A 15,611-nucleotide genomic window follows, 5' to 3' on the forward strand; every position below is an offset into this window, starting at 1 on the left:
CATGACCGAATCAACAGCTACCGCAGCCGCCATCAACGCCGCCCGGAAGATCGCCGTCGTCGGCTCCGGCTACATGGGCGGTGGGATCGCGCAGGTCCTGGCGCTCGGCGGCGCCAAGGTTGCGCTCGCGGATGTGTCCGCCGAAGTGGCGCAGAAGAACTACGAGCGGCTCCTGGCCGAATCCGACGACTTCGTTGCCGCGGGGCTCTTCCCGGCAGGCTCGACCGCCATCCTGAAGGAAAACCTCTGGGCCGCCAAGGACATCGAGGAAGCCGTGGCGGACGCGGACTTCATCGAAGAAGCCGTTCCCGAGGTCATCGAGATCAAGCACCAGACCCTGGCCCGCATCAGCGCGGCAGCCCGGCCGGACGCCATCATCGGCTCCAACACGTCCACGATCTCCATCGCGGACCTGTCCGAGCCGGTCACCAACCCGGAACGCTTCCTGGGCGTGCACTTCTCCAACCCGTCCCCGTTCATCCCGGGTGTGGAAATCATCCCGCACGCCGGCACCTCGGCGGCAACGGTCGGCACCGTCCGCGATCTCGTGCACGCGGCCAACAAGCAGACCGCCGTCGTCAAGGACGTCACCGGATTCGTGCTCAACCGGCTCCAGTACGCGCTGTTCCACGAAGCCGCCCAACTGGTGGAGCAGGAGATCGCGACCGCGGAGGACGTCGACACCCTGGTCCGCACCACCTTCGGCTTCAGGCTGCCGTTCTTCGGCCCCTTCGCGATCGCCGACATGGCCGGACTGGACGTCTACAACTTCTGCTACAAGTCCCTCCAGACCGATTTCCCGGAACGGTTCGCCACTCCGAAGATCCTCACCGAGCTGGTGGAGGCCGGAAAGCTGGGCACCAAGACCGGAGCGGGCTTCCTCAACGTCCCGGCGGAGCGCACGCCGGAACTGATCGCCTACCGGAACAAGGCATACGTGGCCATGCAGAAGCTCATCGACGAGCTCGGCCCCGCCCCCATTAACTGAGTCCGCACCCGCCACTTTCACTTCAGGAGCATTCCCATGAGCACTTTCCCCGCAGAACGCACTGCCATCATCACCGGCGCAGTGTCCGAGCGAGGCATCGGCCGCGCCACCGCCAGCTACCTGGCGGGACAGGGCTGGAACATCGGCATCATCGATCTCGATGACGCACGCTGCAAGGCGGCGGCCAAGGAACTGGCCGCCGAGTACGGCGTCAAGGCGTTCGGCGCCGGTGCCAACGTGTCCGACGAAGGCTCGGTCCGGGCGGCAATCGACGCCATCGAGGCGGAGTTGCCGCAGATCGTCGCCCTTGCCAACGTGGCCGGCGTCAGCTCGCCGGTTCCCTACCTGGAGCTCGACGCCGCCGAATGGGACCGCGTGCTCAACATCAACCTCAACGGCGTCCACTACGCCACGCGCCGCGTCGCAGAATCCATGGTGAAGAACAGGATCGGGCGCATCGTGAACATCTCCTCCGTCTCCGCGCAGCGTGGCGGCGGCACGTTCTCCAAGACGCCGTACTCGGTGGCGAAGGCCGGAGTGATCGGCCTGACCCGGGCAACGGCCCGCGAACTGGGCGAATACGACATCACGGTCAACGCCATCTCACCGGGCCCCATCGACACCGACATCATGGGCGGCACCCTCAGTGAGGAGCGCAAGGACGAACTCACGAAAGACCTCGTGGTCAACCGCGTTGGCTCCACCCGGGACATCGCAGCAGCCATCGCCTTCCTCATCAGCGAGGACGCCGGATACATCTCCGGCCAGACGCTGAATGTGGATGGCGGACTCTACATGCACTAAGGAAGAAGCATCGTGGCACAACACAGCCAAACCACCGCCGCCTCCGGATTCGCAGCCTGGAGCAAGGGACGGAAGATCTACCTCGCCGTCGGGATCCTGGCCTGCCTGGCCGGCGTTCTGATGATGGTTTTTTCACGCTAGAAAGTTATTCCCGGCCGGATCCGGCCTGGCCTGCCTGGCTTGGCCCGGCTGGCCTGGCCGGATCCGGCCGTTCTCCACGCAACTGATCCACCCACTGAGTTACACCACTGATTGCTCGACGAGGAGTTTTTGATGTCCGTAACAACAACGTCCACCCGGGACCTACTGGAGACACCGGTCCTTAAATCGGCCATCTCCAAGGCCTCCCGCCGGCTTATGCCCATGCTGGTGATCCTGTACGTGGTCGCCTTCCTGGACCGCACCAACGTGGGCTTTTCTGAGGCGGCGCTGGGAGTGGACAAGGGCATTAGTGCCGGCGCATTCGCCCTCGGTGCCGGTATTTTCTTCATCGGCTACGCCCTGTTCGAAATCCCGAGCAACCTGCTCCTGACGAAATTCGGCGCCAAGGTGTGGCTGGCCCGCATCGCCATCACGTGGGGAATCGTCTCCGCCTGCTTCGCGTTCGTGCAGGGCGAGACTTCCTTCATCATCCTGCGGTTCCTGCTGGGTGTCACCGAGGCCGGGCTGTTCCCCGGCGTCATCATGTTCCTGGCGGCCTGGTTCCCGAATAAGGTCCGCGTCAAGATGTTCGCCATCTTCTACCTGGCCCAGCCGTTCTCCCAGATGCTGGGCGCACCGCTCTCCGGCTGGCTGATCAACATCGGCGACCAGGTGCCCGGCGTCCAGGGCTGGCAGGTCATGTTCTTCGTCGAGGGCATGCTGGCGGTCATCGCCGGCATCGCCGCGTACTTCTTCCTGATCAACAGCCCGCAGGACGCCAAGTTCCTGGCCAAGGACGAGAAGAACGCGCTCCTGGAGGTCATGGCGCTGGAGGACACCGTCAAGGAAGAATCCGGGCCGCGCGGCGTCCTGGCCGCCATGAAGAACGGCAAGGTCTGGTACTTCACCGTCATCTACTTCTGCCTGCAGATCGCCGTCTACGGCGTTACGTTCTACCTGCCGCAGCAGGTGGCCCAGCTGACCGGGCAAAAGGTGGGCATCGCCGTCGGCCTGATGGCAGCCATCCCGTGGTTCTTCGGCATCTTCGCCTGCTACTTCATCGGCAAGGCCGCCAACACGGTGGTCCGCCGCCGGGTCTGGGGCACCGGGCTGTTCGTCTCCACGGGGCTCTGCATCTTCGGCTCCGCGTGGGCCGGCGCAAACCACATTCCGGCACTCGGCATCATCTTCATCACCCTCGCCGTGTGCTCCTTCCTTTCCATCGGCCCCATCGCCTGGTCGTACCCGACGGCGTTCCTGACCGGTACGGCCGCGGCCGCGGGGATCGGCCTGATCAACTCGCTCGGAAACCTCGGCGGCTTCGTCGCGCCGATCCTGCGGACCTCGGTTAACCAGATGACCGCCTCGGACACGGGAACCATGGGCGTCTACGCCCTCGGCGTGCTCCCATTCCTGGCAGCAGCCATGATGTTCGCGACCCGCCGCTTCAAGAACAAGGCCGACGAGCTGCTGGAACAGTAAGGCCTCCCAGCCCCCGCCTTCCAGCGCCCATCAACTGGATGGCCCGGCCCCGGAGCGATCCGGGGCCGGGCCTCAGCAGAAAGCACCAACAAATGCAGCAGATTCCCGGCAGCCAGACCTCCAGCAACCAGATCCTGGTGGGGGTCAGCACCAAGATGTACCTCGGCTACCGGGACAGCCTGGACTGGTTGGAGCGGCTGCGGCACGAAGTGGACACCCGTCCGGCCCTCGCGGCCGGGCGGGTTGTCCCGTTTGTCATCCCGTCCTTCCCTGTCCTGCCCGCGGCGTCCCGGCTCCTGGCCGGTTCGCCACTGGTGCTCGGGGCGCAGAACTGCGGCTGGGCGGACGGGCCCTGGACCGGGGAGGTGGCCCCGTCCATGCTCGCGGAACTCGGCGTCCGGCTCGTGGAGATCGGCCATGCCGAACGCCGGCGGCATTTCAACGAGGACGATGCCATGGTGGCCCTCAAAGTCCGGGCCGCGGACGATGCCGGGCTCATGCCGCTGCTGTGTGTGGGGGAGACTGAGCGCGGGGAGCCCTCCGCCGCCGCGGACTTTGTGTACCGCCAGATCGAGTCGGCCGTCGACGGCGACTGGGAGCTCGCCGGGCGGCTCACCATCGCCTACGAACCCGTCTGGGCCATCGGCGCGGCCGAGCCCGCCGCCGCCGCGTACGTGTCCGACGTCGTCCAGCGACTCCGGGCGCAGCTCAGCGTCGCCGGCGCGCCAAGGCTGCCGGTCATCTACGGGGGTTCGGCCAAGCCCGGACTGCTGCCAACGCTGGAGGGCGTCTCGGGCCTGTTCCTGGGCCGGTTTGCGCACGACCCCGCGAACTTCGGCGCGGTGCTGGATGAGGCACTCCTGCTGGCCGAAGGCCTCCCCGCGCCGGAACCAGCCACCATGGGACATGTCCAGCCTTGGTCATGAACAGTGGGCAGGATGCCCTTGTGCCCACTGCGGGTGTCTAAGAGTGGGCATGTCCCGCGGGAGGGTTTGAACCAGCGTGGGGCCATGTCCAGCCGTGGTCGTGAACAGTGGGCAGGATGCCCTTGTGCCCACTGTGGGCGCCTAAGAATGGGCATGTCCCGCGGGAGGGTTTGAACCAGCGTGGGGCATGTCCAGCCTTGGTCGTGGACAGTGGGCAGGATGCCCTTGTGCCCACGGTGGGCATCTAAAAATGGGCATGTCCCGCGGGCGGGCGGGCAAAGCTCAGGACGCCACCGACCGCTGGCACAGGCCGATGAACCCGCCCAACTGTTCCATGCCCTCCGGATGCGCGGGCAGGTAGTTCGTCAGTTCTGGCGCGCGGACGATCACCGCCCGCCACTGGCCGCGGGAGACCGCCACATTGATCCGGTTGCGCGAGAGCAGGAACTCCATGCCCCGCGGAGCCTCGGCCACCGCCGAACACGCCATGGACACAATCACCGCCGCGGACTCCTGACCCTGGAACTTATCCACGGTCCCAACCCGCACGCTGGCGAGATTCGCGGTGTCCAGAGCGTCGCGGATCACGTTGACCTGGGCGTTGTAGGCCGCCACCACCAGGATGTCGGCGGCGTCGAGCGGGCCGGTGCCCTCCTCCGAATGCCAGCTCAGCCCCAGATGCCGTTTCACCTGACGGACCACTTCGGCGGCCTCCTCGGCCGACGACGTGATGTTGCCGCTGTGCTCCACCATGACGGTCTCGATTCCGGCAGGAAGTCCATCGAGCCTCCGGAGGTCAGCAGCCGGGGCGGAGCGCAGCTTGCCCTCATAGGAGAGCTCGGAGACGGCCCGGCACAGCTCCGAGGTCATCCGCCACGAGTCGGCCAGGAAATAGCCAAGCTCCGGCGGAAGCGTGGCATGACCGGCGGAAACCCAGCCCAGAGCTGACTCGTCCACCGGTTCGGGGTGTGCGCCCTGGCTGACCTGTGGCAGCTGCTGGGGATCCCCGAGCAGGAGCAGCCGGCTGCTTGCCTGGGCCACGGCAAGGGTGTTGGCCAAGGAGAACTGCCCGGCCTCGTCGATCACCAGCAGATCCAGCGACCCGGCCGGGACATTTGCTCCCGTCATGGTCCACGCCGTGCCGCCGACCAGCGCCCCGCCGGGCGAGCCGAGCAGGCGGGCCACATCCTGCGCCGAACGCTGCTCCCACGGAAGCGGCTCCGCGTGTTTCACATCCTTGGCGACCACGGAGGGATCGACGCCGGCCTTGGTTACTGCCGTCTTCAGCAGGTTCTCCACCACCGCATGGGACTGGCCGACGACCCCGATTTTCCAGCCGCGGGCCACGAGCCGGGCGATCACGTGTGAGCCCACATGGGTTTTGCCGGTCCCGGGAGGACCCTGCACCGCCACGTAGGAGTGGTCCAGGGCCGCGACGGCCTCGGTGATGGCGTCGATATACCGGTCCGGTCCGTCTCCGGGCGCGGGCAGCGGCGCGCCGGAGGCAAGCCGCGGCGGAACCCGCCGGACCAGATCCAGGGCCGGGTGATGCGGGAACGCGGACGGCCTGGCCCGCAACGCCGAGGTGACGCCGGCAGCCAGGGCCGCCAGCGCCTCCTCGAGGCTCTTGGTCTGGATGGGCTGGTCTTCGGTCAGCGCGACGGGGACCTGGTTATAGGGTTCGATGTTCTTGCGGAGCTTGTCCCGGATGATGACGGTGTCCTTGCCATCCTCGTGGCCCAGCTCCAGAACCTCGGTGCCGAACCAGCCGTTGCGCCCGGTCCCGTTGATGCCTGTGCCCTCGAGCCCGGCCGGAAGCGGCGGCTCATACATGCGGAACCACGTGGTGCCTTCACGCAGGTCCGAGCCGGGGCTTACGGTGCCGATCAGCTTCACCCTCCGCTCCGGAAGCTTGGCGCCATCCTTCCACCAGTCCTCAAGAACCTCGGCGTCCTCGACGAGAAAGACGTTGCGGTCCTGCTGGCGATGGGTGTCGGGGCCATTCTCGCAACGGTCGAAGTGCGCCCACCAGAACGCCTTGCGCTCCCGCCGGTGATAGCTGACCGCCGCCGCCAGCATCGAGAGGGCCTTCCGGTCGTCCTCGGTAAGTCCGACGCCGGGTCCCGCCAGTTCGGCCAGCGCCGCTTCCAGGGGGTCCAGTTCGAGCGGGTCCAGTTCGAGCGGGTCCAGTTCAGCGGAAGCCGGCCCGGAGCCCGCGCTGATGTCTGCGGCGTTGAACGCGGCAGAGGGCGCGACATTGTCTCCGACCGCGACGCCGCCTCCCGGCTCGATCCCGCGCTCCTGTGCCAGGCCCAGGAGCCAGTTCCGGAGCTCCAGTGTGGAGAGGCAATCGTATTCGTTGTAGTCGGAGATCCCTGCGAGGATTGTGGCCGCTTCATCGGGCCGCTCATTGTCACGTGCGTCGCAGTAGTGGGCGTAGGCAACCACGGAGGCGCCGGCGTCTTTCACATCCCCGGAGCGAAGATTCGTCCCCATGTAGAGCGGCTCAAGTTTCTTGATGCTGTAAGAGTTCTCCGAGATCCGGATGCTGTTCCGGACGGTCTGGTACAGGTCCACCAAGAGCCCGTCGCGCAGCCAGCTGTCCACGGTGTCTTCGCCGGCAACGTGCATGACGGAGAGTTTCCGGAGCGCCGTCTTCTCATAGGCGGCGTAGTGGTAGACGTGCATGTCCGGGTAGTCCCGACGGCGCTTTTCCACATAGTCGAGGAAATCGAGGAAGGCCTGTTTCTCCGCCTCCCGGCTGTGCGCCCAGAACGGCCTGAAAACCCCGGGGACGCCGGGTCCCGTCGGTGCTTCGATGACGCCGAACAAGTACTCCAGTCCCCAGACTCCGGTGGCCTCTTCCTGCCACAGCGGATCGCCCTCGAAGTCGAAGAAAATGTCGCCGTCGCTGGGCGGGGGCAGCTCAGCCAGTGTGTTTTCCGGAATGACCCCAAAGCGGATGCTGTGCTCTTGGCCGTCCTTGGGGAACCGGACCTCACCATCCGCGCCACCGATACCGCTCTGCATCCGGGCCTGGGCCTGCAGGCGCAGGAGCGCTGCGTTCGCCATCGGAAGGCTGGCCCGCGCCAAGTCCGTGACCGAATAGATGCCGCGCTCGTGCAGTTTCTTGCGCTGTGCCGAATTCATTCGGGCGACGAGCAGCAGGTCGTCGGTAGCCGTGACCTGCTCCTGGCAGTAGTCGCAGCGGCCGCACGCGGTGATGCCGGCGGCCTCCCACTGCACCGCGCCCCACTGCACTGCGCCGGGCTGCGCCAGATGCGAGGAGGTCAAAGCCAGGAAGCGGTCCCGCCGCTCGCGGAAGACCGGCAGGATCTCCGAAAGTTTGTGGTGGCTGCGGACGTAGTCGAAGCCGCCGCCCGGGAGCTGGACGGTGGCCCCAAGGACCAGGGTCACAGCCGGGTCCGGAGCAATCCCGGCCTTCAGCAACTGGTCCCCGTAGGCGGCAAGCTGGAGCAGGGCTGTCACCTTCGCGTGGCGGGCGAGTTTGGTGTCGAACACGGCGTAGCTGCCGTCGGCCTGCCGGACCAGGAAATCGGAGCGGCCATGGAACTGGCCGTCGAAGAAGGCGGCCTGGAAGACAACATCGGCGCCGGAGCGCAGGGCGTCGATGGATTCCCGATGCTTAGCCGCAAGGGTGGCGCGGTCCATGGCCTCGGCCGGGACGACGTCGTACACGCCGTGTCCGGTGGCCGGATCCCAGTGGCCAAACTCCTCGACGAATCTGTCGAGGACCTTGCGCTCGTGCAGGTCACCCAACACCGCTGCGTGCTTGAGCATCTCATCGTCTTCGAAGACAGCCTTGGCGGAGCGGCCCAGCTTCTCGTCGAGCTTCCGCAGCAGCTGGTACTCGCAGCTGGCGGCCGTGACGAGGTCGCTCGCGGAGAAGACCAGGTCCTGCGCGGTACCGGCTACTTCCGGTTCAAGAAAAAACACTGTGCCCCCGTTGATTGGCTCCGCTTGCTTAGATCCGCTTGAGTAAATTCGCTGCCGTAGATGGTCCTATTGCCAAGCTATCAAAGGCCACCGACAATCTAACCCGGCAGTCCGGCCGCCCCCTCATTCGCGGCGTAGGGCAAAATGGTTTGGGTGACCCAACACCCGCAGCGCCCCGCCTCACCCGCCTCGCCCGCCTCCGGCCCTTCGCCGAGGATCGGCTCACCACAGACCGGGCCGCCGTACACGCAGGAGTCCGGCGTCGCCGCCCAGATCGCCGCCGAACTCGGCGTGCAGGCCTGGCAGGTCAAGGCCGCCGTGGACCTGCTCGACGCCGGGTCCACCGTGCCGTTCATCGCCCGCTACCGGAAGGAAGCAACCGGAACGCTGGACGATACCCAGCTCCGCGAGCTGGAGGAGCGGCTGCGCTACCTGCGCGAGCTCGAGGACCGACGCCGGAGCATCCTCGACGCGATTGCCGCGCAGGGTGCCCTGACCCCGGAACTGCAGGTCGCCGTCGTCGGTGCCGACACCAAATCCCGGCTGGAGGACATCTACCTCCCGTTCAAAACCAAGCGCCGCACCAAGGCGCAGATCGCCCGCGAAGCCGGACTGGAGCCGCTCGCCGATGCCCTGCTCAAGCGCCCGGAGCTGGACCCGGACCGCGAAGCGGCCAAGTACCTCAACGCCGACCACTCGATCGGGGACCCGGCCGCGGCGCTCGCCGGTGCCCGCTCCATCCTGGTGGAACGCGTCGCCCAGGATGCCGACCTGGCCGCCACACTCCGGGAGCGGCTGTGGACCCAGGGCCGGATGGTGTCCCGCGTGAAGAAGGGCAAGGAAGCCGAGGGCCAGAAGTTCAAGGACTACTTCGAGTTCTCCCAGCAGCCGGCCGGGATGCCCTCGCACCGCGTGCTGGCGCTGCTGCGCGGTGAGAAGGACGGGGCGCTGGAGCTGGATCTCGCCGAGGCTGAACCGAACGACGACGCCGCCCTCACCGCCGCGCGCGGCCGGTACGAAGCCGCTGTGGCGAGGTTCCTTGGGGTTGCCGACCGTGGCCGGGCCGCCGACGCCTGGCTGCTGCAGACCGCGCAGCTGGCCTGGCGCTCACGCGTGCTGGCCCGGCTGACAGCTGATCTGCGGAGCCGGATGTTCGCCGCCGCCGAGGACGAGGCCGTGCGCGTGTTCGCCGCGAACCTGCGGGACGTGCTGCTGGCCGCGCCGGCCGGGAACCGCGCCACCCTGGGCCTGGACCCGGGACTGCGCACCGGCGTCAAGGTCGCGGTGGTGGATGGCACCGGCAAGGTGGTCGCGACGGACACCGTCTACCCGCACGCACCGGCCCGGAAATGGGACGAGGCGCTGCGGACGCTCGTGGCCTTGGCCAAGAAGCACGGCGTCGAACTTGTCGCGATCGGCAACGGCACGGCGTCACGGGAGACGGACAAGCTCGCCGCCGAACTGCTGAAACAGCTCTCGTCCGGGCCAGACGCCAAACCGCAGAAGATCGTGGTGTCCGAGGCCGGAGCATCGGTGTATTCGGCGTCGGCGCTCGCCGCGGCCGAGCTGCCGGGCATGGACGTGTCCTTGCGCGGCGCCGTCTCGATCGCCCGGCGGCTGCAGGACCCGCTCGCGGAGCTGGTGAAGATCGAGCCGAAGTCAATCGGCGTCGGGCAGTACCAGCACGACGTCACGGCCGCGAAGCTGGACCGCAGCCTGGACGCCGTCGTCGAGGACTGCGTGAACGCGGTGGGCGTGGACGTCAACACCGCCTCGCCCGCACTGCTCAGCCGGGTGGCCGGCGTCGGGCCGCTGCTGAGCGAGAACATCGTGGCGTACCGGAACGAGCACGGCCCCTTCAACAAGCGCAGCGAACTGAAGAAGGTCCCGCGGCTCGGCGCCAAGGCCTTCGAGCAGTGTGCCGGCTTCCTGCGGATCACCGGGGGAGCGGAGCCGCTGGATGCCTCCAGCGTGCACCCGGAGGCCTACCCGGTGGCCCGGAAAATCAAGGCGGCCGCCGGGAAGGCGCCGGCCGCGGGTGGCTACGCGGCGCTGAACCCGCAGGACTTCGTGGACGGCTCCTTCGGCCTGCCTACGGTGCAGGACATCATCGCCGAACTCGAGAAACCGGGCCGTGACCCGCGTCCGGCCTTCGCCGCGGCAGCGTTCTCGGAGGGCATCGAGAAGATCTCGGACCTGCGGCCGGGCATGGTGCTGGAGGGCACCGTGACCAACGTGGCGGCGTTCGGTGCGTTCGTCGACGTCGGGGTGCACCAGGACGGGCTCGTGCACGTGTCGGCCCTGGCCAACCGGTTCGTCGCCGATCCCCGCGAGGTGGTCAAATCCGGGCAGGTGGTCCGGGTCAAGGTGCTGGAAGCGGATCCGGAGCGGAAGCGCATCTCGCTGACGCTGAGGCTCGACGACGAACCGGCAGCATCCGGCGGACGTGGGGACGGCGGACTTTCAGCCTCGCGGCCGGAACGTCCGCGCCAGTCGGCGTCGCAGGCGCCGTCGAAGCAGCCGTCCGGGCAGCCGGCGCCCGACCGGCGGACGCGGGCCAGGCAACCGCAGAAGTCGACGCCCACGCCGTCGCCCGTCAACACGGCGATGGCCGAGGCGCTCCGGAAGGCAGGCCTGGGCAAGTAGCGCTCCCGGGGCGCGGTTGCCCCTGGCGCACCGCGCCTACCGTTCGTCGCGGATTTCCTACCGCTTGGCGCATAAATAGTACGTTTGCTGACGATCATGCACCATGATTGCCGGAGGCAACGGTCCTCTGCCGGAAGCTCTGTCAGAGGCCCCTGGCAGAGGACCGTTGCTTCAATGTGTGCTGGACACACCGATGTCGTTGACGAGCAGGGGAGCATTTATGGGCTGGCTGGACCGCGAACGAACCATCGCCCCGCCGGGATTCAACCGGTGGCTCGTACCCCCAGCAGCCCTCGCCGTGCACCTGTGCATCGGCCAGGCCTACGCGACGAGCGTCTACAAGACCGCGCTGGTGAAGCACTTCGGCGCGAGCCTGACCGAGGTCGGCGTGATCTTCTCCATCGCGATCGTGATGCTGGGCCTCTCGGCCGCCATCATGGGCACCTGGGTGGACAAGAACGGGCCCAGGAAGGCGATGTTTACCTCCGCCGCGTTCTGGGCCAGCGGCTTCCTGATCGGTTCGCTGGGCATCTTCAGCCACCAGCTCTGGCTCGTCTACCTCGGCTACGGCGTCGTCGGCGGCATTGGCCTCGGGATCGGGTACATCTCCCCGGTCTCCACCCTGATCAAATGGTTCCCGGACCGGCCCGGACTCGCCACCGGCATGGCCATCATGGGGTTCGGCGGCGGCGCCCTGATCGCCAGCCCAGTCTCCACGGCACTGCTCAAGATGTACGATCCCAACTCCGGCGCCACGGGCTGGGTGGCCAGCGGCGAGTCTGTGGGCAAGCTTTTCCTGACCCTCGCCGTCGTCTACCTGGCCTACATGATGTTCGGTGCCTTCACCATCAAAGTTCCCGCCGAGGGCTGGAAGCCGGCAGGCTTCGACCCCGCCAAGGTGAGGGCCGCCGCGCTGGTCACCACGGACAACGTCTCCGCCAAGAACGCGGTCAAGACCAGACAGTTCTGGCTCGTCTGGATCGCCTTGTTCTGCAATGTAACGGCAGGCATCGGCATCCTTGAACAGGCCGCCCCGATGATCCAGGACTTCTTCCGCCAGCCCGACGGCACCTCCCTGGCCAGCGCCGCTGTGGCCGCCGGCTTCGTGGGGCTGCTGTCGATCGGCAACATGTCGGGCCGCTTTGCCTGGTCCGCGACCTCCGATGTCACCGGCCGCAAGCGCATCTACATGGTCTTCCTCGGCGTCGGTGCGCTGCTCTACACCGTGCTGGCGCTGGCCGGTTCGACGACGACTGTCCTCTACGTGGCCCTCGCGTTCGTCATCATCTCCTTCTACGGCGGCGGGTTCGCGACCGCCCCCGCCTACCTGCGCGACCTCTTCGGCACGTTCCAGGTGGGCGCCATCCACGGCCGTCTCCTGACGGCCTGGTCCGCGGCCGGCGTCGCGGGTCCGTTGATCGTCAATGCTTTCCTGGACGCGCAGGGCAAGCCCGGCGCGCTCAACGCCGCGTCCTACCAGCCGGCCTTGCTGACCATGGTGGGGCTGTTGGTGATTGGTTTCGTTGCGAACCTGCTGGTCTCGCCGGTGGACGCGCGATTCCACGAACCCCGTCCCGGCGGCGTCCGGTCCGAAGAACCTGCCTTGGAGGCCTGAGATGAGTACTGCCCAGAGTTCGGTGACACCGTCCACCGGAAAGTTGGTCATCGCGTGGGCGCTGGTCGGCGTACCGCTCGCCTATGGCGTTTACGAGACGCTCACCCGGGTGGCGGCCCTGTTTGGCTGACGCGGTGGTTACAGAAGTCTCCGGTGACCGCCCGCGCACGGCTCGGGTGCCGTTCACCAGGCCGGAGCCATTCACTACCCGCCCCACGCTGCGCGGCACCTTCGGGATGAGCGCTTCCACGCACTGGCTCTCGACGGCGGCCGCCCAGGCGGTGCTGGAGCGCGGCGGCAACGCCTTTGACGCCGCGGTGGCGGGAGCGTTCGTGCTCCATGTGGTGGAGCCGCACCTCAACGGGCCCGGCGGAGACATGACCGGGATCTTCGTCACCGCGGACCGGCCGGACCAGCCGATAGTCCTGATGGGGCAGGGCCCGGCGCCGGCCGGGGCCACCGTAGAGCACTACCTTGCCGAAGGACTGGACCTCGTTCCGGGCTCGGGCGCCCTGGCCGCTGCGGTGCCTGCCGCCGTCGACGCCTGGCTCCTGCTGCTGCGTGACCACGGGACGTGGGAGCTGGAGGCGGTGCTGGACTTCGCGATTGGCTACGCGCGGGACGGCCACCCGATGCTGGGCCGGGTCGGCACCACCATCGCGGCCGTGGCCGCGCTGTTCCAGACGCATTGGCCCACGTCGGCTGAGCTGTGGATGCCCGGCGGCCGGATCCCCGCTGAGGGTGAGCTGGTGCGGAATCCGGCGTACGCCCGGACGCTGGAACGGCTCGTGGAGGCCGGTTCTGCTGTTTCCTCCCGCGGGGCTTCCTCGCGCGAGACCCGGATTGATGCGGCCCGGCGCGAGTGGCGCCAAGGTTTCGTGGCCCGCGCCATGGTGGATTCGGTTCAGGTCCCGCACCGGCATTCCTCGGGCACGGACCACCGCGGGGTGCTGGCCCTGGCGGATCTGGCGGAGTTCGAGGCCGGGTGCGAGGCGGCCGCCACTGTGGAGTTCCGGGGCCATACGATCGCCAAGACCGGACCTTGGGGCCAGGGGCCGGCACTGCTGCAGACCCTGGCCATCCTGTCCGGGTTCGAGGACCGTTACCTTGATCCGTCCACTGAATTGGGGGCGCACACCATCCTGGAAGCGCAGAAGCTCGCGCTCGCGGACCGGGAGGCGTACTACGGCGACACGGACGTTCCGCTGGCCTGCCTGCTGTCGGAGGAATACTGTGCCGGCCGCCGGGCCTTGATGACGGACTGGGCCTCCCGCGACTTCCGGCCCGGCACCGTGCCCGGGCGGGAGCCCTACCTGCCACCGCTGCGCACCGATTACACGCCGCCGGCGCTCGCGGGGAATGCCTCCGCGGCCGGACTCGGCGTCGGCGAGCCCACCGTGACACCCGCGGGGGAGACTCGCGGCGATACGTGCCATATCGACGTCGTGGACCGCTGGGGAAACATGGTGTCGGCCACTCCGTCCGGAGGCTGGCTGCAGTCCTCCCCGGCGATCCCGGAGCTGGGCTTCTGCCTGGGTACCCGGCTGCAGATGACCTGGCTGGAGCCCGGCACGCCGTCCACGCTGGCGCCCGGCAAACGCCCGCGCACCACCTTGACGCCGACTCTCGTGCTGCGGGACGGCCATGCCGTGGCCGCGCTGGGTTCGCCCGGCGGCGACCAGCAGGACCAGTGGCAGCTGCCGTACTTGCTGCGGACCATCGTGGGCGGGTACTCGCCGCAGCAGGCCATCGACGCTCCGACGTTCCATACGACGTCGATGCCCGGGTCGTTCTGGCCGCGCACCTGGGAGCCCGGCGGCGCCGTCGTCGAGGACCGGCTCGGTGAGGACGTCATCGCGGGTCTGGAGCGCCGCGGGCATGTTGTCACCCGGGCAGGTGACTGGGCGCTGGGGCGGCTGTCCGCCGTCGTGCGCGATCCTGAAACGGGGGTCCTGCAGGCTGCCGCGAATCCGCGCGGTGCGCAGGGGTACGCCGCGGGCCGGTAGTGGGTGAATGCGCTACATGGGCGGAACCTCCTGTGCCTGTGCCCGGAGGATCGGATTGGCGTAGAAGCGAAGCGGTTGAGCATGTTCAGCCCCCTCGTTCGCGGTGCGTTCGCAGTGAGTTTTACGGGTAGTTAGATCGTGGCAGAACGCGTGTGGCTTCAGAGGCGACCTTGGTTTCGCGGCTGGCAGCGCCATTGCGGTTATGCGGCCGGGTCTATGCGGCCGGGGCGAGTTCGCCGGGGTGGAAGTAGTGGTTGCGTCGTGGCTTCTGGCGCGGGTCTATGTGGGGCGGTGGGATGAACCAGGGGATCCCGCTGCGGAGCTGGATGGTCCATTGCTCCTTGTGGATCAGGTGGTGGTGGTGCGTGCAGAGCAGGGTGCCGTTGTCCGTTCCGGTGGTCCCGCCGCGGGACCAGTAGGTGATGTGGTGGGCCTCGCACCAGGGTGCGGGGATGGTGCAGCCGGGAAAGGCGCAGCCCTGGTCGCGGGCGATGAGTGCCTTGCGGATGTGGGGCGGGAAGATCCTGGAGGCCCGGCCGACGTCCAGGATCCGTCCCTCGCCGCCGAGGAGGACCGGGATGATGTCCGCGTCGCAGGCGATCTTGCGGACGGTGGAGGCGGTGACGGAACCGGTGAACAGCAGCGCCCCGGTGCCCGCCGGGCCGGGTGACCGGCGGAAGCCTGCGGGGATGGTCTCTGGCGTGGCGCCGGTGCTGTCCTGGAGCCGGGTGAGCAGGTCCCGGTAGTCGATGGTCACCATGACCTGGGGACGGAGGCCGCCCGCGGCCGGCAGGGTTCCGGCGGCGAGTGCGAGCTTGCAGGCGCCGACCAGGCCGTCGAGCAACTTCTGCGGCCGGGAGCGCAGGTCCAGGACCGGCAGCTCGGGGTCCTCGTCCCGGGCGGCGGTCCCATCACCGGGGCCGGGCGGATCCTCCGGAGCGGGGATGGCACCCGACGCGCCCGCCCCCGCCGGCTCCTCGGCAGCACGGGACACGCAGGCCGTTACGCGGGCGGCGGCAGCACTGACCGAAGCCTGACCGGTGGTG

11 protein-coding genes are annotated in these 15,611 nt (G+C 68.0%); 9 read left to right on the forward strand and 2 right to left on the reverse strand.

Annotated elements, in window-relative coordinates:
- Position 1: 1 nt before the first annotated feature.
- From BLQ10_RS17090 to BLQ10_RS17105, 5 genes are all read left to right on the forward strand, one after another.
- On the forward strand, positions 2 to 988 hold the full coding sequence (locus tag BLQ10_RS17090; protein ID WP_091564107.1) for a 3-hydroxyacyl-CoA dehydrogenase family protein: 987 nt from the start codon (positions 2 to 4) through the stop codon (positions 986 to 988).
- A 36-nt stretch (positions 989 to 1,024) separates the two neighbouring features.
- Complete coding sequence (locus BLQ10_RS17095; protein WP_091564109.1) at positions 1,025 to 1,792, forward strand: SDR family NAD(P)-dependent oxidoreductase; 768 nt, start codon at positions 1,025 to 1,027, stop codon at positions 1,790 to 1,792.
- Positions 1,793 to 1,804: 12 nt separating this feature from the next.
- Complete coding sequence (locus BLQ10_RS22975; RefSeq protein WP_302847334.1) at positions 1,805 to 1,933, forward strand: hypothetical protein; 129 nt, start codon at positions 1,805 to 1,807, stop codon at positions 1,931 to 1,933.
- Positions 1,934 to 2,065: 132 nt separating this feature from the next.
- A complete protein-coding gene (locus BLQ10_RS17100) occupies positions 2,066 to 3,415 on the forward strand; it encodes an MFS transporter (RefSeq protein ID WP_091564110.1) in 1,350 nt (449 codons plus the stop codon).
- Between the two features lie 92 nt (positions 3,416 to 3,507).
- Complete coding sequence (locus tag BLQ10_RS17105; protein ID WP_091564112.1) at positions 3,508 to 4,341, forward strand: triose-phosphate isomerase family protein; 834 nt, start codon at positions 3,508 to 3,510, stop codon at positions 4,339 to 4,341.
- Between the two features lie 282 nt (positions 4,342 to 4,623).
- Here the strand turns inward: BLQ10_RS17105 and BLQ10_RS17110 are convergent, their stop codons facing one another.
- Positions 4,624 to 8,298 carry a TM0106 family RecB-like putative nuclease gene (locus BLQ10_RS17110; protein WP_091564113.1) on the reverse strand — a complete coding sequence of 1,225 codons (3,675 nt, stop codon included), beginning with the start codon at positions 8,296 to 8,298 and terminating at the stop codon, positions 4,624 to 4,626.
- 144 nt (positions 8,299 to 8,442) lie between these two features.
- Between BLQ10_RS17110 and BLQ10_RS17115 the strand changes: the two genes are divergently transcribed.
- The 4 genes from BLQ10_RS17115 (at position 8,443) to BLQ10_RS17125 (ending at position 14,565) form a co-directional block, all read left to right on the forward strand.
- Entirely contained in the window at positions 8,443 to 10,944 is a 2,502-nt protein-coding gene (locus tag BLQ10_RS17115) for a Tex family protein (protein ID WP_254785633.1), read from the forward strand.
- Between the two features lie 220 nt (positions 10,945 to 11,164).
- Entirely contained in the window at positions 11,165 to 12,559 is a 1,395-nt protein-coding gene (locus BLQ10_RS17120; protein WP_091564114.1) for an OFA family MFS transporter, read from the forward strand.
- A 1-nt stretch (position 12,560) separates the two neighbouring features.
- Positions 12,561 to 12,689 (forward strand): MFS transporter small subunit, encoded by a 129-nt coding sequence (locus BLQ10_RS22980; protein WP_302847335.1) that lies wholly within the window; start codon positions 12,561 to 12,563, stop codon positions 12,687 to 12,689.
- Positions 12,690 to 12,795: 106 nt separating this feature from the next.
- Positions 12,796 to 14,565: a gamma-glutamyltransferase family protein gene (locus tag BLQ10_RS17125; protein WP_254785636.1), complete on the forward strand. Its 1,770-nt coding sequence runs from the start codon at positions 12,796 to 12,798 to the stop codon at positions 14,563 to 14,565.
- Positions 14,566 to 14,779: 214 nt separating this feature from the next.
- Here the strand turns inward: BLQ10_RS17125 and BLQ10_RS17130 are convergent.
- Positions 14,780 to 15,611: HNH endonuclease signature motif containing protein (locus BLQ10_RS17130; protein WP_139164269.1), on the reverse strand; the 832-nt coding region annotated here is incomplete at its 5' end.

It is taken from the genome of Arthrobacter sp. ok362, from assembly GCF_900102785.1.
Taxonomy (GTDB): domain Bacteria; phylum Actinomycetota; class Actinomycetes; order Actinomycetales; family Micrococcaceae; genus Arthrobacter.

Excerpts from the sequence above, each read along its gene's own strand:
- BLQ10_RS17090 (WP_091564107.1), top strand. The coding sequence starts at position 2 with ATGACCGAATCAACAGCTACCGCAGCCGCCATCAACGCCGCCCGGAAG.
- BLQ10_RS17095 (WP_091564109.1), top strand. The coding sequence starts at position 1,025 with ATGAGCACTTTCCCCGCAGAACGCACTGCCATCATCACCGGCGCAGTG.
- BLQ10_RS17100 (WP_091564110.1), top strand. The coding sequence starts at position 2,066 with ATGTCCGTAACAACAACGTCCACCCGGGACCTACTGGAGACACCGGTC.
- BLQ10_RS17105 (WP_091564112.1), top strand. The coding sequence starts at position 3,508 with ATGCAGCAGATTCCCGGCAGCCAGACCTCCAGCAACCAGATCCTGGTG.
- BLQ10_RS17115 (WP_254785633.1), top strand. The coding sequence starts at position 8,443 with ATGGTTTGGGTGACCCAACACCCGCAGCGCCCCGCCTCACCCGCCTCG.
- BLQ10_RS17120 (WP_091564114.1), top strand. The coding sequence starts at position 11,165 with ATGGGCTGGCTGGACCGCGAACGAACCATCGCCCCGCCGGGATTCAAC.
- BLQ10_RS22980 (WP_302847335.1), top strand. The coding sequence starts at position 12,561 with ATGAGTACTGCCCAGAGTTCGGTGACACCGTCCACCGGAAAGTTGGTC.
- BLQ10_RS17125 (WP_254785636.1), top strand. The coding sequence starts at position 12,796 with ATGAGCGCTTCCACGCACTGGCTCTCGACGGCGGCCGCCCAGGCGGTG.